Genomic DNA, 21,331 nt, shown 5'->3' with positions numbered 1-21,331 from the left:
CTCCCTGATTGTTAACAAGCCGCGCTACTTTAGCATAGCTGCCGCCGCAGGCCACACCCGTTGTGTCACGGTATTTTACAATGCCCACCAATCCGTTACGGGCCGGCGAATCCAGAACGGGGCCGACTGTCGTTGCTCATCTACTTTCAGGCTGCTGCCGCCCATCCTCAAACGTATTGCGCCAGAGTACGCGGTATTCAGTGTCTGACTACCAGCCGCCCGGTAACGCTCTATAACCGAAGGATGCGGATGCCCGAATCGGTGCCGGTACCCCGCACTGAAGATCACCAGATCCGGGTCAAGCCACCGCACCCACTGGCCAGACGAAGAAGTTTTGCTGCCATGGTGCGGTGCCAGCACAACCCGGTAGGCCTCCGGGTCGGTCAGCCTGGCGAAGTGAGGCTGACCCGGCATGCCAGATTCCACTGTTCTGGTGATATCACCTGGCATCAACATCTGGAAAGAGCGGTCCGCAGTGGTGATGGTAACGACGCAGGACGTATCGTTCGCGTCTGTGGCCGTCGTTACTTCCGGCTGTTGCCAAAAATCCAGGGTGAGCTCACCGACAGTCCGGCTCAGACCCCGGGAGCAGACCAGTGGCACAGGTCCGCCCCCACCCGAACGTTCGGCCACCCGGCCCGGCTCCCCGGTAATGGTTTCCGACACCGGGACGGAATCAAACAACAGAGGCAAGCCGCCGGCGTGGTCACTGTCGCCGTGACTGATCACCAGGGTATTGATGACGCCGACGCCCAGATTCGACAGATTGGGAATCAAGACCGACTCAACGGCGGAGAAAACACCGGGAATGGAAGGCCCGGTATCGTAGAGCAGCACCTGGTCCTGATGACGAACAAGCACCGACAATCCCTGACCAACGTCCCATACCCAGACCTCCGGCACCTCCACCCAACGGTTGCCGTTGCGCCCCTCAAACTGGGACAACAGCAGCCAGGGCGCCATCGCCAGAACAACCAACAGGCGGATTCGCAATGACGGGACTACCAGGGCAAGGATGGCCAGCGCCGCAACCCCCAGGGTGGCGGGAACACCGGGGTTGCCAGCCGGCAGGTCCAGGGTGGACAACCACTCCAACACGCTCCACAACACCCCTAGCACCAGGTCAAAGCAGCCCAGCACCCACGACTGACTCACCGGCAGCAGCGATATCAGCGCTGCGCCAGCCATCAACACCGGCATGACGACAACCGACACCCAGGGAATGGCGAACACATTGGCCAGCAGACCCGAGACAGGCTGCCCCTGCCCCAGCGCGGACAATACCGGCCACAGGCCGGCAAACACAGCTACCTGCGCAAGCGTCAGGGCCCCGGCCCAGCCCGGGGAGGACAAACGCCGGGAAAACACCACCACCAGCACCGTAACGGCACCAAAGGATAACCAGAATCCCTGATCAAGCGGAGAAAACGGATCTGCCAGCAGCACCAGGAAAAGAGCGAGCACCAATCCCCGCCAGGGCGACACCTGGCGGCCATGAATCACCACCCAGCCAGCAACCAGCACCATAACCAGTGCCCGGCGTGTGGGCACCGTAAAACCGGCGGCCAGGCTGTAGGCCATGCTGGCCAGGGCAACGGAGATATAGACCAGATACCGCCCGTAACGTGGCGTAAGCGCCGGCCCCGGCAACCAGAGCAGCAATCGGCGGACCAGAAACCCCGCGCCGAGGGCGATCAAGCCAAGGTGAAGACCGGAGATGGCCACCAGATGAATCGTACCGGTAGCCTTCAAAACCTCCCAATGGCCAGGCGTCATTTCGCCCCGATACCCGATCAAGAGGGAGGCCACCAACGGGTAGTGCCTGGCCTCACCCATATTGGCGTCCACGGTATCGGCCAACTGTTGACGCCACGCCATATAGCGGCAATGCAGGCCGCATGGCACCGAGGGATCGGAATCAACGCCCCGTATTGTCCCTGTCGCGCGGAAGCCTTTGCGGTACAGCCAGGTTTCATACCGGAATCCGGCGGGGTTGATCGCCCCATGCGGCTGCTTGAGCACAACCTTCAGGCGAAGCCGGTGTCCCGGAAGGGATTGCTCCTCGCGACCATACCATGCCAGCCTTACCTTGGCGGGCAACGTGGTGTCGTTTCCCCTGAATTCTTCTGGAAGACGCCAGCGGGTCACACAAAAACTGAACCTGAGACTGTTAAAACTTCCTTCCGTGGGAATTTCACACACGTAGCCCGAAACGTCGACGACCTCGCCTTCCAGCTCAGTCGGGAGAGTAAGTTGCAGGCGGTCTGATGCATGCCAGGATGACCAGGCCAGACCAGCCAGCAGCCAGACGAAGAACATGAGCACGGTGGACACCCGCCGCGAGGTCGACGCAAAACGCCCATAAAGTACTGACAACAGGGCAACAATCAGCCACTTCAGAGGTGGCACGACCGGGAGGGTATAAAGTAAGATAACGCCGCAGGCAAACGCGACAAGACTTCCGGACAATCCATGTCCTCCTGATTATTCCAAAGCACCGGATACTCACTGTATCCCGGGCTGTCATTCTTAGCAGGCAGAACTTCCAGATGCCAAAGAAGTTCATGAAACGATACCTACCAACGCCCGATCGAGTCAGGGCGATGGAGTCGCTGCGATTTCTCGGCGACATCCTTCATGAACCCAACCTCTGGCACATTAACCGTCACAGTGTTTCCCGCGCCTTCCTGGTGGGGATTTTCCTGTGCTTTATTCCGATGCCGTTCCAGATGCTGGCCGCTGCTTTTTTCGCCATCTGGTTCAACGCCAACCTGCCCCTGTCCGTGGTGCTGGTCTGGATCAGCAACCCACTGACCATGCCACCGATGTTCTACTTCAGTTACAAAATCGGCGCCTGGATCCTGGACCGGCCGGTACTGAATTTTGAATTCCAGGCTTCCTGGTCGTGGATCAGTGAACGCATCCTGGATATCGGCATTCCGCTTTACCTGGGCTCACTGATCGTCGCCACCCTGTCAGCCTGTCTGGCCTACCTGTCCATACAGTTCCTGTGGCGCCGGAAGGTGCGGTCCGACTGGCAGGAGCGGCGCTTCCTGCGCCGCCGCAAGCGCTAGATCATCCGACCTCGCGCTCAACCAGTAACCGCCCCTGCTCCAGACGCAACACCCGCCCGAGACTCCGGGCCATGCTCATGTCATGGGTAACCATCACGAACGCAATTCCCAACTGGTCCCGCAGGGACTCGATCAATTGCCGCACGCCCTCGCCGGTATGCTCATCCAGGTTCCCCGTGGGCTCGTCCATCAACACACATTCGGGTTCATTCACCAGCGCCCTAGCAATCGCTACCCTCTGACGCTCACCGCCGGAGAGCTCCCCCGGCTTATGCCCCAGACGTTCGCTCAAGCCTACTTTCCCGAGCACGGCCCGGGCCTTCTCCCGGGCTGCAGCGACTCCCATACCACCAAGCGCACAGGGCATCATCACATTCTCAAGAGCCGTGAACTCAGGAAGCAAGTGGTGGAATTGATAGACGAACCCCAGGTGCCGGTTGCGGAAACGCGCCCGCCCTGCCTCGCTCATCCGGTGAATATCCTGGTCGCAAATGGCGATATGGCCGGATGACGGGCGATCGAGCCCGCCGAGCAGGTTCAGGAGTGTGGTTTTACCCGCACCACTGCTGCCAACAATGGCCACCGTTTCACCGGCGGCTACCTGCAGCGAAATATCAGAGAAGATGGTGAGTTTTTCCGGGCCTTCGTTGTACGTGCGCGTCACCTTCTCGCAATCGATAACCAGTGATGCTCCGGCCGCTGAAGTATTCACATCATTCATATCGCAGGGCCTCCGCCGGATCGATTCTCGATGCCCGCCAGGCGGGATAAATAGTGGCCAGCAGGCTCAGGCCCAGGCCAGCGCCACTGATAATGGCCACATCCTGCCACTGCAATTGCGACGGCAGGTAACTGATGAAATACACATCCGCGCTCAGGAACTGATGCCCAAGGGCCGCTTCGAGCCACGAAATGAAAGCGCTGATATTCAGCGCACCGACAACCCCGAGCGCGGTACCGACCAGCGTGCCGAAAATGCCAATGACGCCGCCCTGAATGATAAAGATCCGCATGATACGACCCGGAGTGGCCCCCATGGTTCGCAGTATGGCGATATCCGCGGTCTTGTCGGTCACCACCATTACCAGGGTCGATACGATATTGAAGGCGGCCACCGCCACGATAAACATCAGCAGTAGCCCGATCATGGTCTTCTCCATGCGAATGGCCTGAAACAGGTTGCCATGGGTGCGGGTCCAGTCAGAAATATAGTAACGGCCATCCAGCCCCCGGGCCGCCTGCTCTGCGACTTTCGGAGCCGCGAACAGATCATCCACCAGCAGCCTCACACCCTGGGCCTCGCCGCCGGTTCGCATCAGCTTTGACGCATCGTCCATGTGAATCAGCGTGTAGTTGCCATCCAGCTCGGCGCCTACCTTGAAGATCCCCTTGACCGTGAACCGCTTGAGCCTGGGTAGCACACCAGCCGGCGTGACAGAGGCCTCCGGCAGCACCACCGTGACCTTGTCGCCAACCTGCAATCGCAGGCTGGAGGCCATCAACCGACCGATAATAATGCCGAACTCACCGGATTTCAGGTCATCCAGGCTGCCTTCAAGCATGTGATTCTCGATGATCGAAACAGAACGCTCCTGCTCCGGAAGCACACCGTTAAGCATCACGCCGCGGACATCACCGCCCCCGGTGACCATGCCCTGCCCCTGGATAAAAGGCGCTGCGGCGAGCACCCTGGGATGCTCCTCAACCTTTGCATCCACGGATTCCCAGTCCCGCAACTGGTCCGCCCCCTCGATCACGGCATGGGGCACCATGCCAAGGATGCGCTGCTTCAGCTCACGGTCGAAACCGTTCATCACCGAGAGGACAATAATCAGCACCGCAACACCGAGCATCAGCCCGATCATCGAAGTGAGGGAGATAAAAGAAATGAAGTGGTTGCGCCGCTTCGCCGCGGTGTACCGCAAACCAATGTACAACGATAAAGGTCTGAACATGAGAGGTGCCTGTTGCTACCTTCGGGTCATTCGGATTCCCGGCCACACGACTGGCTGGAAACTGCTAAACTTTTCAACATAAACAAAAAATACGGTGCTTACGGAGCCGCGATGCCCTCACGAACACGCAACACTCCCCTGTCCGCCTCCACATCGGAGACGGCCTCGGATCGCCGGGACTGTTTCCGGATTGAAGACCGGATTGGCCTGGAAATCCGCAAGGTTCCGGATAACGCCGGGGACGGGCACAGCCCGTTCAACGGTGATCACCTGGACAACCTGCGCGCCGACCTGAGACGGCTGGACCAGGATGTCCGGTCCCAGCTTGCAAATCTCGCGGAGCGGGACCGATTGCTGACGTCCCTGATCAAGTCCCTGAACGGTAAGCTGGATACGCTGGCGCGCATTATGGCCTTTGAGCAAAATCCGTTGCAACCGGAGGACTGGCAGGATGTCACTCTCAGCGAGGGCGGACTTGCCTTTCACAGCGCCGCTGGCGCCTGGTCACAAGGCGATCAGCTGGCCTTGCGCATGACCCTGCCTCCCGAACTGTTTCAACCCCAGGCCATTGCCCGGGTCCTCCACACCACCCCGGATGATACCGGCGGCACAAGGGTTCATACCGAATTCACCCGCATTCACGACAGTGACCGCCAACAAATTGCGCGGCATGTGATGCGCTGGCAAATCCGGCAACGCCAAAACGTGTAGACTGACGAAACTGTGTGACTTTTGCTAACGTTTTTCGGATATTACGCTTTATCCATGTCTTTCAGATGTCTGATGTTCAGCTGAACATCAAGTTCCCAGGGAGTAATGAACCGATGAAAAAGCCTGTAACCCGCCTGCTCAGCGCTGTAACAACCGTGGCAGCCCTTGGTCTGTCACCCGTGAGTCCTATCCTGGCCGATGAAGTGAAGATCCCTGTCGGATCGCAGGCTGAACGGTCGCAGGCGGATCTGCCCCGCACCGGGATGACGCAGGGGAACGTACGTAAAGCCTGGGGCGACCCGCAACAAACCAGGGGCCCCGTGGGCGAACCACCCATTTCCCAGTGGCATTACGATGGATTTGTCGTCTATTTCGAGGACGACCGCGTTATCCATGCGGTATTGAAACGAAATCGTTAAAACACATCCTGACGCAACGTCATCCTTTGGTTAGAATGACGACTTTTTGCAATAGGTGGCTATCAAGTGACTTCCAGACGCGTGTTGCCCGCAGAGTGGGCGTCCCAAAGTGCGGTCATGCTGACATGGCCGCATCCCGGCACTGACTGGTTCGACATTCTTGAAGACGTCGAACCGGTGTTTATGGCGATTGCCAAAGCAGTCCTGAAACGCGAACACCTGGTGATCAGCTGTGAGCATGTGGTGCGTTTACAGGAACTGGAACAGCAACTGACCGCCTATGCCAGTGACAATGACCTGCCCGGTCGTGTTATTACGGTGCCCGCACCGGCGAACGACACCTGGGCCAGGGACCACGGCCCCATCTCCGTGGACACAGCGGACGGAAAGACGATTCTGGATTTCCGGTTCAATGCCTGGGGCGGCAAGTTTCCCTGGGAAAAAGACAACGCCCTGAACCAGCATCTTTCCAATGCCGGCACCTTCGGAACGACGCCGATGATGTCCGTGGATTTTGTCCTGGAGGGTGGCTCCATCGAATCCGACGGGCTGGGCACCATCCTGACCACCAGCGAATGCATGCTGACCCCCACCCGCAACCCGGAGCTGGATCGTACAGACATCGAAACCCTGCTCTCTGAAACACTCGGGGCTGACCGCATTCTCTGGCTCAACCACGGCTACCTGTCGGGTGACGACACGGACAGCCACATCGACACCCTCGCCCGCTTCTGCGCGCCGGACCATATCTGCTACGTCGCCTGCCCGGATACAACGGATGAGCATTTCGGCGCCCTGGCGGCCATGGGAGAGGAATTGCGGCAATTCCGCCAGGCGGACGGTACCCCATACAAGCTGACCCCGCTGCCCTGGCCCGATGCCATCTTCGACGATGAAGGCCAGCGCCTGCCGGCCACCTACGCCAACTTCCTGATCATCAACGGAGCCGTACTGCTGCCGGTTTACAACGTGCCCCAGGACGACGAGGCCATTGCCGTCATGCAGGGCCTGTTCCCCGAAAGGGAGATCGTACCCATCAATTGTCGGCCCCTGATTCAACAACACGGCAGCCTGCACTGTGTCACCATGCAGCTGCCCGCAGGAGTGGTAACCCCATGACCAGCGCGAATCGCGCCGCACTGAAAACAGCAGCCATCCAGCAAGCCTCCAGCCCGGACAAGACCGCCAGTCTCGCCACCAGTGAAAAACTGGTCAGACAGGCTGCCTCGGAGGGAGCACAACTGGTAGTGCTGCAGGAACTGCATGCCACCCTGTATTTCTGCCAGACCGAAGACACCTCGGTATTTGAACTGGCGGAGCCGATCCCCGGCCCCACCAGCAATCACCTGTCTGCACTGGCCGCCGAACTGGGCATCGTACTGGTGGGCTCAATCTTCGAGCGCCGCATGAACGGCGTCTATCACAACACCGCCGTGGTCTTCGAGCAGGATGGCAGCATTGCGGGCCTTTACCGCAAGATGCACATCCCGGATGACCCCGGGTTCTATGAAAAATTCTACTTCACCCCCGGTGACGCAAGCTTCAATGACGGTCGCAGCGGCTTCACCCCGATTGAAACGTCCGTTGGCAAGCTCGGCGTCCTGGTGTGCTGGGACCAGTGGTATCCGGAAGCGGCACGGTTGATGGCCCTGGCCGGCGCGGAAGTTCTCATCTACCCCACCGCGATTGGCTGGGACACAACAGACGAGCCAGAAGAACAGGCGCGGCAACTGGATGCCTGGGTCACCGTCCAGCGCGGCCACGCCGTCGCCAACAACCTGCCCGTCATCGCGCCCAACCGGGTCGGCACCGAGCCTGACCCGTCCGGCCACTCCGCCGGCATTCGTTTTTGGGGCAACAGTTTCATCTGTGGCCCCCAGGGCGAATTCCTGGCCCGGGCGGACGAACAGTCAGAATCCGTCCTGCATGCCACCATCGACCGCAACCGCAGCGAATCGATACGCCGGATATGGCCGTATCTGAGAGATCGACGCATAGACGCCTACAGCGACATTCTCAAAAGGGTACGGGACTGAATCCGGCATGAAAAAAATGATTGATACCGCCGTCAACGAGCTAAACACCATATTGCTGGGCAAGGAGCAACAGGTACGCCTGGCCATCTGCGGGCTCCTGGCCCGTGGCCACCTGTTGATAGAAGACATCCCGGGCATGGGCAAAACCACCCTGTCCCACGCCCTGGCCCGGATCATGGGGCTGAGTTACCAGCGCATCCAGTTCACCAACGACCTGCTGCCTGCGGATGTGCTGGGGTATTCCATGTACGACAAGGAAGCCGGGACACTGGTCTTCCACAAGGGCCCCATTTTCGCCCAGGTCGTACTCGCTGACGAAATCAACCGCGCCTCGCCCCGCACCCAGAGTGCGCTGCTTGAAGCCATGGAAGAACGGCAGGTCTCCATCGAAGGGGAAACCCGGTCACTGCCCCACCCGTTTTTCGTCATCGCTACCCAGAACCCGATTGAACAGGGCGGCACCTATCCCCTGCCGGAGTCCCAGCTGGACCGCTTCCTCATGCGCCTGCGCCTGGGGTATCCGGACCCCAAAGCCGAGCGGGAACTGCTTGAGGGTGAGGATCGCCGCATCCTTACGGACAAGCTGGGCACCCTGCTGAACCAGTCCGACCTGACGACCCTGCAGGAAGCCGTTGGCCGCGTAACAGCCAGCCCGGCACTGCTGGATTACGTTCAGCGCCTGCTGGAACACAGCCGGCGCATGCCCGGCCTGCTCTACGGCCTGTCTCCCCGCGCCGGCCTTGGCCTGGTCCGCGCCGCCAAAGCCTGGGCCCTGATGGACGGCCGGCACCATGTGCTGCCCGACGACATCCAGGCAGTATTTCCCGCAGTTGCGGAACACCGGCTGGAACAGGGAGAATCGGGAAAAAGCACGGAACGGGTCAGGCAACTTCTTGCCTCCACATCTGTCATTGGTTAAAGAGCGTCACTGATAACCAGCGCCATTCAGTGAATAGCATCATTCAATGACAGAAATTGGCCAAAACAACTGGCACAACGCCCCGTTCATGTTAGCCTTCAGCACTTTCCAGTAGACTTTCAGTTTTGACGAGAGACCCACAATGAGCGAAACCAAGCATTCCCGACTGATCATCCTTGGCTCCGGCCCTGCCGGCTACACCGCTGCCGTCTACGCAGCCCGCGCAAACCTCAAGCCAACCCTGATCACCGGCATTGAAGTGGGTGGCCAGCTCACAACCACCACCGACGTAGACAACTGGCCGGGCGACAACGACGGCGTACAGGGCCCGGAACTGATGCAGCGCATGCTCAAGCACGCCGAGCGCTTCGAAACCAACGTCGTTTACGACACCATCAACGAAGCCGACCTGCGCAACCGCCCCTTCCGCCTGAAAGGCGACAGCGGCGAATACACCTGCGACGCCCTGATCATCTCCACCGGCGCCTCCGCCATGTACCTGGGGCTGGATTCCGAAGAAAAGTTCAAGGGCCAGGGCGTCTCCGCCTGCGCCACGTGTGATGGTTTCTTCTACAAGAAACAGAAAGTCGCCGTCATTGGCGGCGGCAACACCGCCGTGGAAGAAGCGTTGTACCTCTCCAACATCGCCGACGAAGTCACCCTGGTACACCGCCGCGACAGCCTGCGCGCCGAAAAGATCCTCCAGGACAAACTGTTCGAAAAGGCCAAGAACGGCAACGTCAACATCGTCTGGGACCACACTCTGGATGAAGTCCTGGGCGACGGCACCGGCGTCACCGGCATGCGCATCAAAAGCACCAAGGACGACTCCACCCGGGAACTCGACCTGGCGGGCGTCTTCATCGCCATCGGCCACAAACCGAACACCGACCTGTTCGACGGCCAGCTGGACATGGAAAACGGCTACATCAAAATCCGCTCCGGCCTGGAAGGCATGGCCACCCAGAGCAGCATCCCCGGCGTCTTCGCCGCCGGCGACGTAGCTGACCACGTCTATCGCCAGGCAGTAACCTCCGCCGGTTTCGGCTGCATGGCCGCACTGGATGCTGAGAAGTTCCTGGACCAGGACTAAGATAAAAAAGTAGGCGATTCAAAAGCAGGCAACGCCAAGGCCTGATAAGGCGGGTGGGAAGGGCGTTCTGAAACTGTGCGGAGCCATGGATGGCGGAGCCCAAGCGTACAGGGATGTATTCACAGCGTGTTTCAGAACGCCCTTCCCACCCGCCGGCACCCCCGAATTTCCAGCATATAAGCCGGACGTGGATGACCTCATTACCCTGGATAGACCCCGACCAACTCTGGTTCCCTCCCGCCGAGGAAGCCCTGGATGAACCCGATGGCCTGCTGGCACTGGGCGGCGACCTCTCCACCGACCGCCTGATACTCGCCTACCGCAACGGCATCTTCCCCTGGTTCAGCGACGACCAGCCCATCCTCTGGTGGTCTCCCGACCCCCGCTGCGTCCTGTTCCCGGACGAAATACACGTATCCCGCAGCCTCCGCCGCACCCTCAACCGCGGACACTTTTCCATCACCGCAGACAGGGACTTCAACAACGTCATCCGCCTGTGCGCGGAAACCCGGAAAAAAGAAGGCACCTGGATCACCGAAGATATGATCCACAGCTACACCCGGCTTCACCAGCTCGGTATAGCCCACTCCATCGAAGCCTGGAACCCCTCCGGAAAACTCGTTGGCGGCATGTACGGCCTGGCCCTGGGACAATGCTTTTTCGGCGAATCCATGTTCTCACTGGAAACCAACGCATCAAAAGTACTGATGGTGCATCTGGCCAACCAGCTGTCAGAATGGGGATACAGGATTATGGATTGCCAGGTGGAGAACGACCACCTACTGAAAATGGGTGCGCGATGTATTCCCCGCCACGAGTTTTTAACTATACTCAGGGCAAGTGTTGACCACTCTGCAAAGCAGAGATCCTGGCAAATTCAGTGGCAATGGCCCGGGCCCGGAGGTGTGAATGAGTAACCTCAGAACACTGGTATTCTTCGCCACGCCCCCGCACGACTGCAGCTACCTGCCGGAGCGTGACGCGACCACCATGTTTGTGGATCCTCGTGCGCACATTGACAAAAAGCTGTACAGCCAGCTTACCGCCCTGGGATTCCGCCGCAGCGGCTCCCATTACTACCGCCCGCATTGCGAAAACTGCAACGCCTGCGTACCGGTGCGGCTGAAAGTCGATGAATTCAAACCCGATCGTAATCAGCGCCGCGTGCTTGAAAAAAACCGCGACCTGACCTGTGAACTGGTACCGGCCAGCTTTACCGAACGCTATTACCAGCTCTACGCCCACTACATCGAGGAGCGCCATGCGGACGGCGACATGTACCCGCCTTCACGGGAACAGTTCACCTCCTTCCTGGTTGAAGGGGCCACGGATTCCTGGTTCCTGGAGATCCGCCTGGAAGACCAGCTGATTGGCCTTGCAGCGGTGGACATGCTGGATGACGGCCTCTCGGCCATCTATACCGTTTTCGACCCCGCCCATGAAAGCCGCAGCCTCGGCACCTTCGCCATTCTCTGGCAGATTGAGGCCGCGAAATCCTGGGAGTTGCCCCATCTTTACCTGGGCTACTGGATCAGGGAATGCCGTAAAATGAACTACAAAACCCGCTTCACTCCCATCGAGGCATTGCGGGATGGCCACTGGCAGGTACTGAAACGCAACTGATTTTGCTAAATGGCGACAAATCAGGCAGAATTGCGCAATTTGAAATTGAGCCAAATTAATTCCACAGAGGTTTGTACTGAATGGCGAAATCAGATGTCATTGAAATGGAAGGCGTTATTGTTGATACGCTTCCGAATACCATGTTCCGCGTTGAGCTGAGCAACGGCCATGTTGTGACTGCTCACATCTCCGGCAAGATGCGCAAGAATTACATTCGCATCCTGACCGGCGACAAGGTGAAAGTTGAGCTGACCCCATACGATCTGAGCAAGGGTCGTATTGTTTACCGCGCTCGTTAATCGCCAGAGTGACATCTGAAAAAGCCCCGGAAACGGGGCTTTTTTTGTTACCGCTGCCCGAACCCTACTCGCGATCCTCCGCACTGCACTCCATGGCTCCGGGATTGGTATAACACCGCACTTTCCTGAGGATGGTCATCATATTGTCGTCATAGACACCAGCCGCCTGTATTCCCGAGGAATCGCTCGCTCCCTGCATATCGATTCGCACGCTACGTAACATCTCCTGATAACCAACCATCGCTTCCCGGGAAATGTCCACCCAGCGCTCCTCCGGAATGGAATTTTCATACTGCCGTACGATCCGGATTGCTTCCGGGTACAAACGCGACATGATCTTGCGGGATCGTCTCACAAAGCGGTCGTCAAACTCCCCCTCCCGCGCAACCAGCTGGATCGACACCTGGCCAACCGGATACTTCACAATGCCACCCTTGTCCCCCATGCCCTTGGACATCTCCAGAACTTCGTAGGCCGCCGCGGGTGCGTAGCTGATATCTGCCTGACCTGTGTTGAACAGGCGCGCAAAATTGGAGATCCTCGCGTCCACCGGCACTGCGCCAATGTATTCGACCATGTGCCGGGCGTCGTGGTGCCCTTCAAATACCGTGATGCGCTTACCCTTCAAGGCGTCTACGTGGTTGATACTACGGTCATTAACGAACAGGTACGCCGCACCCATCGGGGCTGCGCCAAGAACCAGATAGCCATCCTGGGACATATGCTCGTCCACTCTCGGACTGGAGAGAATGTGCATCAGGACCCGCAGGTCTTCATAATAAGGCACCGCGCCGATCGCACTGATTGAGCCGGTGAAATCATTGAAGTGGCGGACCCCCATATCGGTAACAGCCACTATGTCGCATTTACCCGCCCTGAAATCCGCGACCGCCTCGTCTTCATCGGTATAGGGTTGCATGGCCAACTGGACGCCGGAGGCCACCGCCTTGCGCTGGTACTCCTGAAGTGTCCGATAGACAAACCCTCCAGCGCCGGCGACATCAAACACACAGAATTCTTTCCGCTCAGTGGCGGATAACGGGGTCCAGGCAGACAGACACATCACGCCTGCCAGCAGTGCAGCACGTACCTTCATTCGTCCTGATTCCTTGTCATTATTGTTTATTAGAGGTTTCACCGCCGACATTCCGTAACGGTCGGCGGAGTCTCCATAAACTGACAGAGATCAGCATGGATTGAATTGACGACAATGGCAGCCAAGCGGTTAAAAGACGGTCAACCGCCGAAAGCAGACATAAAAAAACCGCGCCGGTTACAGCGCGGTTTTCAGTTGGCTGAGCGAGAGCCTGTCAGACCGCTTCGGCAGGCTCGTCCTCGTACTCAAAGACCAACTCATCATCGCGAAGATGAATGTACACGTCACCGCCTTTTTCGGACAGGCGTCCAAACAGGATCTGTTCGGCCAGCGGCCGCTTGATCTTGTCCTGGATCAGGCGGGACATCGGCCGCGCACCCATGGTGACGTCATAGCCCTTGTCCGCCAGCCAGAGCTTGGCGGCTTCATCCACATGCAGTACCACGTGCTTCTCATCCAGCTGTGCCTGCAACTCGGTGAGGAACTTGTCCACCACATGAGTGATGGTGTCCTTCTGCAGATCCGCGAACTGAATGATGCCATCAAGACGGTTGCGGAATTCCGGCGTGAACGTCTTGCTGATGATTTCCATACCATCGGTACTGTGGTCCTGTTCGCTGAAGCCAATCGAGCGGCGGGCCATGCTCTCAGCGCCGGCGTTGGTGGTCATCACCAGGATAACGTGGCGGAAATCCGCCTTACGGCCGTTGTTATCCGTCAATGTGCCGTGGTCCATCACCTGCAACAACAGGTTGAAGACTTCCGGATGAGCTTTTTCAATTTCATCCAGCAACAGCACACAGTGAGGATGCTTGTTCACAGATTCCGTCAACAGGCCGCCCTGGTCGTAACCCACGTAACCGGGAGGCGCGCCTATCAGGCGGGAAACCGTATGCCGCTCCATGTACTCGGACATGTCAAAGCGCACCAGCTCGATACCCAGCACCTTGGCCAGCTGCTTGGTCACCTCGGTCTTGCCGACACCCGTCGGACCGGAGAACAGGAAAGCGCCTTCCGGCTTTTCCGGAGCCTTCAGGCCGGCACGGGCCAACTTGATGGCGGTCGACAGAGATTCGATCGCCGGATCCTGGCCAAACACCACCATCTTGAGATCACGCTCGAGATTACGCAGCAGATCCTTGTCGCTGGTGGACACATTTTTCGGAGGAATACGGGCGATGTTCGCCACCACATCTTCAATGTCGGGCACATCCACCGTTTTCTTGCGCTTACCCTCCGGAACCAGCCGCTGACGGGCGCCGGCTTCATCGATAACGTCGATGGCCTTGTCCGGCAGGTGACGGTCAGTGATGTACCGGTCGGCAAGTTCGGCAGCCACCCGAAGCGCCTTGTCGGTGTACTTAAGGTCATGGTGTTTTTCGAAATTGGGCTTCAGGCCCTTGAGGATCTGGTAGGTATCCTCAACGCTCGGCTCGTTCACATCAATCTTCTGGAATCGACGGGCAAGTGCGCTGTCTTTTTCGAAAATGCCCCGGAATTCGGAGAAGGTAGTTGAACCAATGCAGCGAATTTCACCGGAACCCAGCATGGGCTTGAGCAGATTGGAGGCGTCCATGACACCACCGGAAGCCGAGCCTGCCCCAATGATGGTGTGAATCTCATCAATAAACAGAATGGCGTGCTGCTCCTTCTTGAGCTCAGCCAGCAGTCCTTTGAGACGCTTCTCAAAGTCGCCCCGGTACTTGGTACCGGCCAGCAATGCCCCGAGGTCCAGCGAGTAAACCACGGCATCCGAGATAATATCCGGCACCTGGCCATCCACAATACGCTTGGCAAGCCCTTCGGCGATAGCTGTCTTGCCGACGCCGGCTTCACCCACCAACAGCGGATTGTTCTTGCGGCGACGCACCAGAATCTGAACCACGCGTTCCACTTCATGCTCACGGCCGATCAGTGGATCAATGCGTCCCTGACGCGCCTGCTCATTCAGGTTGGTTGCATAGCTCTCCAGCGGACGCGAGGCGCCGCCCTCTTCACCCACTTCCTCATGGGAAGCCTGATCATGGCCTTCCTGGTCCTCGGCACCCTGAACCCTGGAGATACCGTGGGACACAAAGTTCACCACGTCGATCCGGGCCACGCTCTGCTTCTTGAGCAGGTACACGGCCTGACTTTCCTGTTCACTGAAGATGGCCACCAGCACATTGGCGCCGGTCACTTCTTTCTTGCCCGATGACTGGACATGGAACACTGCCCGCTGCAATACCCGCTGGAACCCCAGCGTAGGCTGTGTTTCACGCTCACTGTCGTTGCTCGGGATCAACGGGGTTGTTGAGTCTACAAATTCAATGAGTTCTTCCTGAAGCCGTTTCAGGTCTGCACCACAGGCTTTCAGAACGCCCACTGCCGATTCGTTATCCAACAGAGCCAGCAACAAATGCTCTACCGTCATGAATTCATGACGCTTGTCACGAGCATTTTTGAAGGCCGTATTCAGCGTAATTTCAAGATCTTTGCTCAGCATGGGCCACCCCTGGGTCTATCAGTCCGCACGTTCAATCTCGCAAAGGAGCGGATGTTCGCATTCCGAAGAATACTGATTCACCTGTGCCGCCTTTGTTTCTGCGATGTCACGGGTATATACCCCACATACGGCTTTTCCCTGCGTATGGACGAGCAGCATCACCTGCGTCGCCTTTTCTTCGTTCATTCCGAAGAACTTCATCAATACATCCACCACGAAATCCATGGGGGTGTAATCATCGTTCAGAAGCACCACGCGAAAGCGCGCAGGGCGCTTGAGTGCGGGCTTCTCGGGAGCAACACTGAGGTCATCCTGACGCCCCGGCTGTTGTTCTTCATCCCCCTGATTAAATACTAGTAGAGAATTCTGGATAGTCCTCATGATTCTTTACCGGTAGTCGGTGCCCTTGGTTAAAGATGGTTGTGAGTCGTCCGGTTTTCAAGCCAACAAGACTACCGGACGTGCGCTGGTTATCAATATCTTCATGATACCGCTTCCGGACCCCCTTCAACCATACATTCCCCCAAAGTCCGCTATTGACTCAAAAGCAATATTGGTCAACAGTAAAGGTGCAATGTAAAATAATGTAAATTGGCGTCATGTTATTGTATCCACGGAAGCGTTCATAAACAGGTAATCCGATATCACGCGTGCGGGCGAGAACGCACGGTAATAACGCCAACAACTGTGATTGACAGCGAAAGAACAGGGGAGTTCATCATGCCAAAGGGCAAAGTGAAATGGTTCAACAATGCCAAGGGTTACGGCTTTATAATTGAGGACGGCTGCAGTGATGATCTGTTCGCCCATTTCTCTTCGGTACAGATGGAAGGTTACAAGACCCTGAAAGCGGGTCAGACTGTCACCTTCGACAAGAAGCCCAGTGACAAAGGCATCCATGCGGTCAACATTGTTCCTGACGAACAGCCGCAGAAACAGCAGAGCCATACAAGCATGGGAGACGAGGCTGAAAAGAAATCTGACACCGACACCGGAAGCAACGGCCAACGCCTGAGCCCTGACGCTGCCAGGTTGTCGGTTACACATTGACTCTATGGCCGGCCCCGCTCCAGGGCCGACCAAACCGCACGCAGCCGACACCTGAATTGAGGTGACGGTCTCTGCAGCCCTGTGTCACTCACCCACCCAATTCCGCTTTTCCTGAACTCTCCGTTCAGCTACCCTCACCGCTTTCAGTCACTCAGCCCCGGAATCGCCCGCGGCATAGCACAGAGCAACCCATGGCGACCCTGATCCTCTTCAACAAACCCTACAAGGTCATGAGCCAGTTCACCGACTCCGGTGAGGGTAAAACCATGCGTTCGACCCTGGCGGATTGGATAAACACACCCCATGTCTATCCCGCAGGTCGGCTGGACTATGATTCCGAAGGACTCCTGCTGCTAACGGATGACGGCCAGTTACAGCATCGTATTGCGTCGCCACGAAACAAAATGGCAAAAACCTATTGGGTTCAGGTGGAAGGCGACATCAGTGAAGACGCTCTCGACAGATTACGGGCAGGTGTCTCGTTAAAAGATGGCCCCACTCGTCCGGCCAGGGCGAAAAGAATACCCGAGCCGGCGCTGTGGCCGCGCGTACCGCCGGTTCGCTATCGGGATTCGGTGCCAACGTCCTGGATCGAACTGACCATTACCGAAGGCAAAAACCGTCAGGTACGACGAATGACCGCCGCCGTCGGCTTCCCTACCCTTCGCCTGATTCGCTATCGTATCGGCGACTGGAGCCTGGAAGACCTGGCGCCCGGCGAATATCGCAAACTGACCGTTCACGCACCGGCGCCCCCTGCTCCGCACCGGAAACGGAAACCGGGCGGCGGCAGCCACAAAACACGGAGAAAGAACTGACCATGACCTGGACACCTCACGCCACGGTGGCGGTTATCGTGGAAGACAACGATGGGCGATTCCTGCTGGTGGAGGAAGTCAGCGGTGGCCTGGTGGTCTTCAACCAGCCGGCCGGGCACATCGAGGAAGATGAAGCCATCCTTGATGCGGTACGCCGCGAAACGCTGGAGGAGACCGGCTGGCAGGTAGAGCCCCTTCACTTCCTTGGCCTGTACACCTACAAGGCTCCGGCCAACGGCGTAACCTATTACCGCTTTTGCTATTCTGCCCGGGCAGTGAAAAAGGTATCCGATCAACTGGATGACGGCATTATCGCAGCACACTGGCTGACACCCGACGAAATCGCCGGTCTTGGCAAACAGCTGCGTAGCCCGCTGGTGCTTCGGTGCATAGAAGATTACCGAAAGGGCCGGCGCTTCCCCCTCGATGTGATCGTCGACGCTGAGACGTAACCTCTGAACAATGATAAACTTCCGCGCTTTGACCAGTACGGTTCAGCTATGACAAAAGCACCCGAAAACACCCGAGTTATCGTTGGCATGTCCGGCGGCGTTGATTCGTCCGTGGCCGCCTGGCTCCTGAAAGATCAGGGCTACCAGGTTGAAGGCCTGTTCATGAAAAACTGGGACGAGGATGACGGCACCGAATACTGCACCGCCATGACCGACCTTGCCGACGCCCAGGCGGTCGCCGAAACCATCGGCATCCCCCTGCATACCGCCAGTTTCGCAGCGGAATACTGGGACCGGGTATTTGAACACTTTTTGTCCGAGTACAAGGCCGGTCGGACCCCCAACCCCGATATCCTGTGCAACAAGGAAGTGAAGTTCCGCGCGTTTCTGGACTATGCCGTTACCCTGGGCGCTGATTTCATCGCTACTGGCCACTACACCCGCCAGCGGCCGCTCAATGATGGCTCTGGCAAGGCACAGCTTTTGAAGGGGCTGGACCCTAACAAGGACCAGAGCTATTTCCTCCATGCTGTCTCCGGCGACCGCATCGAGCGGACGCTGTTCCCGGTCGGGGAGCTGGAAAAACCGGAAGTCCGTCAAATCGCTGAAGCTCAGGGCTTTGTCACCCACGACAAAAAAGACTCCACCGGCATCTGCTTCATTGGCGAACGCAAATTCAGTGACTTTCTTAAGCAATACCTTCCGGCCCAGCCCGGTGACATCGAAACACCAGATGGCCAGGTGATCGGTCGCCACCAGGGCCTGATGTATCACACCATCGGTCAGCGCCAGGGCCTGGGCATTGGCGGGCTCAGCGAGTTTGGCGACGATCCCTGGTACGTGGCGGAGAAGGATCTGAGCCGTAACGTACTGATTGCGGTTCAGGGCAAGCACCACCCACTGCTGTTTTCCCGCGGGCTGGTCAGCGGCCCGATTGACTGGGTGGCCGGCGAGGCGCCAGCCGATGAGTTCCGGTGCAAGGCCAAGACCCGCTATCGCCAGCCCGACCAGGACTGTGTCGTTACCGTGTGTGACGGTGGCGTGACCGTGGTGTTTGACGATGCCCAGCGGGCCGTTACCCCGGGGCAGTCGGCGGTATTCTACGAGGGTGACGTTTGCCTCGGTGGCGGCGTTATCGAACAGACCTGGCGTGACGGGGAAACACTCCCTGCACGGGCAATCGTTACCGGAGCACAGGAATGAGCCGATCGCTGTACGACCAGACCCTGGCACTGGCCGGTGTCTTTCAGGCCGCCGCCCAGGTTCAGCAGGTGGCCCACACGGGCCAGTGCACCGACTCCAGTTTCGAGACCTCCATGCGCTCGCTGTTCGCGACGGAGCCGGAGACCACGCTCGATGTCTACGGGGGCGAACTCAAGGATCTTCGTGAGGGCCTGAATACATTGGCCAATGTGCTCAGCCAGCAAAGCAAGCAGCAGGACATCGAAGTCCTTCGCTATACCCTCAACCTGATCCACCTTGAATCTAAGCTGAACCGCGACAAGGACATGATGGCGGTGATTGGCAGCCGTATCGACCAGGCCCGGCATACCGCCAGCCATTTTGGCTACCTGCACAGCAACCTAATTGGCAACCTGGCTTCCGTCTACGGCGATACTATCAGTACCTTCCGCATGCGTATTCAGGTAACCGGCGATCCCGCCATCCTGCAACAGGAAGAGAACGCAGCCCGCGTAAGGGCCCTGCTGCTCGCCGGCATCCGCTCCGCCGTTCTGTGGCGCCAGAGTGGTGGGCGTCGCTGGCAGCTGATTTTTTCCCGGCGCAAGGTGATTGCCACCGCGCGGGACCTCGCCGAGAAGGCTAACCGTTCGGTTTACGACTGATTCACGCCTTGCGGTGGTGTATCATAAGTATCCCCAATTCAGTATTGACCCATTCTTTGATGATTTGAGAGGTTTTCGATGGAACTCACCGCCCTGACCGCCATTTCCCCGGTCGACGGACGTTATGGCAGCAAAGTCAGCGTTTTCCGTGATATTTTCAGTGAATACGGCCTGATTCGGAACCGGGTGACTGTCGAAATCCGCTGGCTGCAAAAGCTGGCCGCCCACCCCGAAGTGGCGGAAGTCCCGGCATTCTCCCCGCAAGCCAATGCATTTCTGGACGAGATGGTACGGGAATTCAGCCTGCCGGACGCCGAACGCATCAAAGACATCGAGCGCACCACGAACCACGACGTCAAGGCTGTTGAGTATTTCATCAAGGAAAAGATCGCGGAGGTTCCCGAGCTGCACGCCGTCACCGAGTTTGTTCACTTCGCCTGCACCTCCGAGGACATCAACAACCTGTCCCACGCCCTGATGCTGCGGGAAGGCCTGGACCACGGACTGCTACCCGGCATGGACCGCATTGTGGACAAGCTGGCGCAGCTGGCCCACGATCATGCAGAGCAGCCCATGCTGTCCCGCACCCACGGTCAGACCGCGTCTCCGTCGACGGTTGGCAAGGAGCTGGCCAACGTTGTCCACCGTCTGCGCCGTCAGGTCAAGCAGGTTCGAGCCACGGAACTGCTGGGTAAGATCAACGGCGCGGTGGGCAACTACAACGCACACCTGTCGGCCTACCCCGACATCAACTGGGCACAGAACGCCAAGGACTTCATCGAGAGCCTTGGCCTGGACTGGAATCCCTACACCACGCAGATTGAGCCCCACGACTACATCGCCGAGCTGTACGACGCCATTGCCCGCTTCAACACCATCCTGATCGATCTGGACCGGGACATCTGGGGCTACATTTCTCTCGGGTACTTCAAGCAGAAAACCGTGGAAGGCGAAGTGGGCTCCTCCACCATGCCGCACAAGGTCAATCCGATTGATTTCGAGAACTCGGAAGGCAACCTCGGCATTGCCAATGCCCTGTTCAGCCACCTGTCCGCCAAGTTGCCGATTTCACGCTGGCAGCGGGATCTGACCGACTCCACGGTGCTCCGCAACCTCGGCGTTGGATTCGCCCACAGCCTGATCGCCTACGAAGCCACCCTGAAGGGGCTGGGCAAGCTGGAGATCAACCCGGGGCGCCTGGATGAAGACCTGGATCACGCCTGGGAAGTGCTGGCGGAACCCATCCAGACTGTCATGCGCCGCTACAACATCGAGAAGCCCTATGAAAAACTCAAGGCGCTCACCCGAGGCAAGGCGATGACTCCCGAGGTCATCAAGAACTTCGTCGAGACCCTGGATATTCCGGAAGCCGCAAAAGCCGAGCTGATGGCGCTGACCCCGGGTTCCTACATCGGCAACGCCGTCGATCAGGCGCAAAACATCTGAACACAGGACAC

At 58.3% G+C, this 21,331-nt stretch carries 22 protein-coding genes; 16 read left to right on the top strand and 6 right to left on the bottom strand.

Annotated elements, in window-relative coordinates; translation table 11 throughout:
* Positions 1–75: 75 nt before the first annotated feature.
* Positions 76–2,469, bottom strand: a complete 2,394-nt coding sequence (locus tag ACQUWM_RS02180; protein ID WP_428921032.1) for a DNA internalization-related competence protein ComEC/Rec2 — start codon at positions 2,467–2,469, stop codon at positions 76–78.
* An 80-nt stretch (positions 2,470–2,549) separates the two neighbouring features.
* Here ACQUWM_RS02180 and ACQUWM_RS02175 point away from each other — a divergent pair, with 80 nt between their 5' ends.
* Entirely contained in the window at positions 2,550–3,074 is a 525-nt protein-coding gene (locus ACQUWM_RS02175; RefSeq protein WP_406985046.1) for a DUF2062 domain-containing protein, read from the top strand.
* A gap of 1 nt (position 3,075) precedes the next feature.
* Here the strand turns inward: ACQUWM_RS02175 and ACQUWM_RS02170 are convergent, their stop codons facing one another.
* Both ACQUWM_RS02170 and ACQUWM_RS02165 read right to left on the bottom strand, forming a co-directional pair.
* A complete protein-coding gene (locus ACQUWM_RS02170; RefSeq protein WP_407000289.1) occupies positions 3,076–3,795 on the bottom strand; it encodes an ABC transporter ATP-binding protein in 720 nt (239 codons plus the stop codon).
* Positions 3,788–5,029 (bottom strand): lipoprotein-releasing ABC transporter permease subunit, encoded by a 1,242-nt coding sequence (locus tag ACQUWM_RS02165; protein WP_428921031.1) that lies wholly within the window; start codon positions 5,027–5,029, stop codon positions 3,788–3,790. The genes ACQUWM_RS02170 and ACQUWM_RS02165 overlap by 8 nt, the downstream gene beginning before the upstream one ends.
* A gap of 111 nt (positions 5,030–5,140) precedes the next feature.
* On the opposite strand from ACQUWM_RS02165, the gene ACQUWM_RS02160 reads away from it, so the two are divergent.
* The 9 genes from ACQUWM_RS02160 (at position 5,141) to infA (ending at position 12,129) form a co-directional block, all read left to right on the top strand.
* The gene (locus ACQUWM_RS02160; protein WP_428921030.1) at positions 5,141–5,740 is read left to right on the top strand and encodes a PilZ domain-containing protein; all 600 of its coding nucleotides are present in this window, start codon (positions 5,141–5,143) and stop codon (positions 5,738–5,740) included.
* A gap of 113 nt (positions 5,741–5,853) precedes the next feature.
* On the top strand, positions 5,854–6,159 hold the full coding sequence (locus tag ACQUWM_RS02155) for a hypothetical protein (RefSeq protein WP_407000283.1): 306 nt from the start codon (positions 5,854–5,856) through the stop codon (positions 6,157–6,159).
* A gap of 66 nt (positions 6,160–6,225) precedes the next feature.
* Positions 6,226–7,278: an agmatine deiminase family protein gene (locus ACQUWM_RS02150; protein WP_407000281.1), complete on the top strand. Its 1,053-nt coding sequence runs from the start codon at positions 6,226–6,228 to the stop codon at positions 7,276–7,278.
* Positions 7,275–8,195, top strand: a complete 921-nt coding sequence (locus ACQUWM_RS02145; protein WP_428921029.1) for a carbon-nitrogen hydrolase — start codon at positions 7,275–7,277, stop codon at positions 8,193–8,195. Before ACQUWM_RS02150 ends, ACQUWM_RS02145 begins: the two co-directional genes overlap by 4 nt.
* Before the next feature lie 7 nt (positions 8,196–8,202).
* Positions 8,203–9,114, top strand: a complete 912-nt coding sequence (locus tag ACQUWM_RS02140) for an AAA family ATPase (protein ID WP_407000277.1) — start codon at positions 8,203–8,205, stop codon at positions 9,112–9,114.
* Between the two features lie 142 nt (positions 9,115–9,256).
* On the top strand, positions 9,257–10,207 hold the full coding sequence (trxB, locus tag ACQUWM_RS02135; protein ID WP_428921028.1) for a thioredoxin-disulfide reductase: 951 nt from the start codon (positions 9,257–9,259) through the stop codon (positions 10,205–10,207).
* A gap of 191 nt (positions 10,208–10,398) precedes the next feature.
* Positions 10,399–11,124 (top strand): leucyl/phenylalanyl-tRNA--protein transferase, encoded by a 726-nt coding sequence (aat, locus tag ACQUWM_RS02130; protein ID WP_406985027.1) that lies wholly within the window; start codon positions 10,399–10,401, stop codon positions 11,122–11,124.
* Positions 11,117–11,830 (top strand): arginyltransferase, encoded by a 714-nt coding sequence (locus tag ACQUWM_RS02125; RefSeq protein ID WP_407000272.1) that lies wholly within the window; start codon positions 11,117–11,119, stop codon positions 11,828–11,830. Before aat ends, ACQUWM_RS02125 begins: the two co-directional genes overlap by 8 nt.
* 80 nt (positions 11,831–11,910) lie before the next feature.
* Positions 11,911–12,129 (top strand): translation initiation factor IF-1, encoded by a 219-nt coding sequence (gene infA / locus ACQUWM_RS02120; protein WP_008938619.1) that lies wholly within the window; start codon positions 11,911–11,913, stop codon positions 12,127–12,129.
* 64 nt (positions 12,130–12,193) lie between these two features.
* On the opposite strand, the gene ACQUWM_RS02115 is transcribed toward infA, so the two are convergent.
* From ACQUWM_RS02115 to clpS, 3 genes are all read right to left on the bottom strand, one after another.
* A complete protein-coding gene (locus ACQUWM_RS02115; protein ID WP_428921027.1) occupies positions 12,194–13,225 on the bottom strand; it encodes a putative solute-binding protein in 1,032 nt (343 codons plus the stop codon).
* A gap of 214 nt (positions 13,226–13,439) precedes the next feature.
* A complete protein-coding gene (gene clpA, locus ACQUWM_RS02110) occupies positions 13,440–15,710 on the bottom strand; it encodes an ATP-dependent Clp protease ATP-binding subunit ClpA (protein ID WP_428921026.1) in 2,271 nt (756 codons plus the stop codon).
* Between the two features lie 18 nt (positions 15,711–15,728).
* Positions 15,729–16,091, bottom strand: a complete 363-nt coding sequence (clpS, locus tag ACQUWM_RS02105) for an ATP-dependent Clp protease adapter ClpS (RefSeq protein WP_127332801.1) — start codon at positions 16,089–16,091, stop codon at positions 15,729–15,731.
* A gap of 339 nt (positions 16,092–16,430) precedes the next feature.
* Between clpS and ACQUWM_RS02100 the strand changes: the two genes are divergently transcribed.
* The 6 genes from ACQUWM_RS02100 (at position 16,431) to purB (ending at position 21,320) form a co-directional block, all read left to right on the top strand.
* On the top strand, positions 16,431–16,760 hold the full coding sequence (locus tag ACQUWM_RS02100) for a cold shock domain-containing protein (protein ID WP_407000265.1): 330 nt from the start codon (positions 16,431–16,433) through the stop codon (positions 16,758–16,760).
* A gap of 191 nt (positions 16,761–16,951) precedes the next feature.
* Positions 16,952–17,578 carry a pseudouridine synthase gene (locus ACQUWM_RS02095; protein WP_428921025.1) on the top strand — a complete coding sequence of 209 codons (627 nt, stop codon included), beginning with the start codon at positions 16,952–16,954 and terminating at the stop codon, positions 17,576–17,578.
* A 2-nt stretch (positions 17,579–17,580) separates the two neighbouring features.
* Positions 17,581–18,030 (top strand): NUDIX hydrolase, encoded by a 450-nt coding sequence (locus tag ACQUWM_RS02090; RefSeq protein WP_428921024.1) that lies wholly within the window; start codon positions 17,581–17,583, stop codon positions 18,028–18,030.
* Between the two features lie 48 nt (positions 18,031–18,078).
* A complete protein-coding gene (gene mnmA / locus ACQUWM_RS02085) occupies positions 18,079–19,233 on the top strand; it encodes a tRNA 2-thiouridine(34) synthase MnmA (RefSeq protein ID WP_428921023.1) in 1,155 nt (384 codons plus the stop codon).
* On the top strand, positions 19,230–19,874 hold the full coding sequence (gene hflD, locus ACQUWM_RS02080; RefSeq protein ID WP_428921022.1) for a high frequency lysogenization protein HflD: 645 nt from the start codon (positions 19,230–19,232) through the stop codon (positions 19,872–19,874). Before mnmA ends, hflD begins: the two co-directional genes overlap by 4 nt.
* A 78-nt stretch (positions 19,875–19,952) precedes the next feature.
* Positions 19,953–21,320, top strand: coding sequence for an adenylosuccinate lyase (purB, locus tag ACQUWM_RS02075; RefSeq protein ID WP_407000254.1), 1,368 nt, complete (start codon positions 19,953–19,955; stop codon positions 21,318–21,320).
* The last annotated feature ends 11 nt before the right edge of the window (positions 21,321–21,331 follow it).

Source organism: Marinobacter sp. DUT-3 (assembly GCF_050379435.1).
In the GTDB taxonomy this organism is placed as follows: Bacteria; Pseudomonadota; Gammaproteobacteria; order Pseudomonadales; family Oleiphilaceae; genus Marinobacter.
This window is presented reverse-complemented; position numbering and strand designations above follow the sequence as displayed.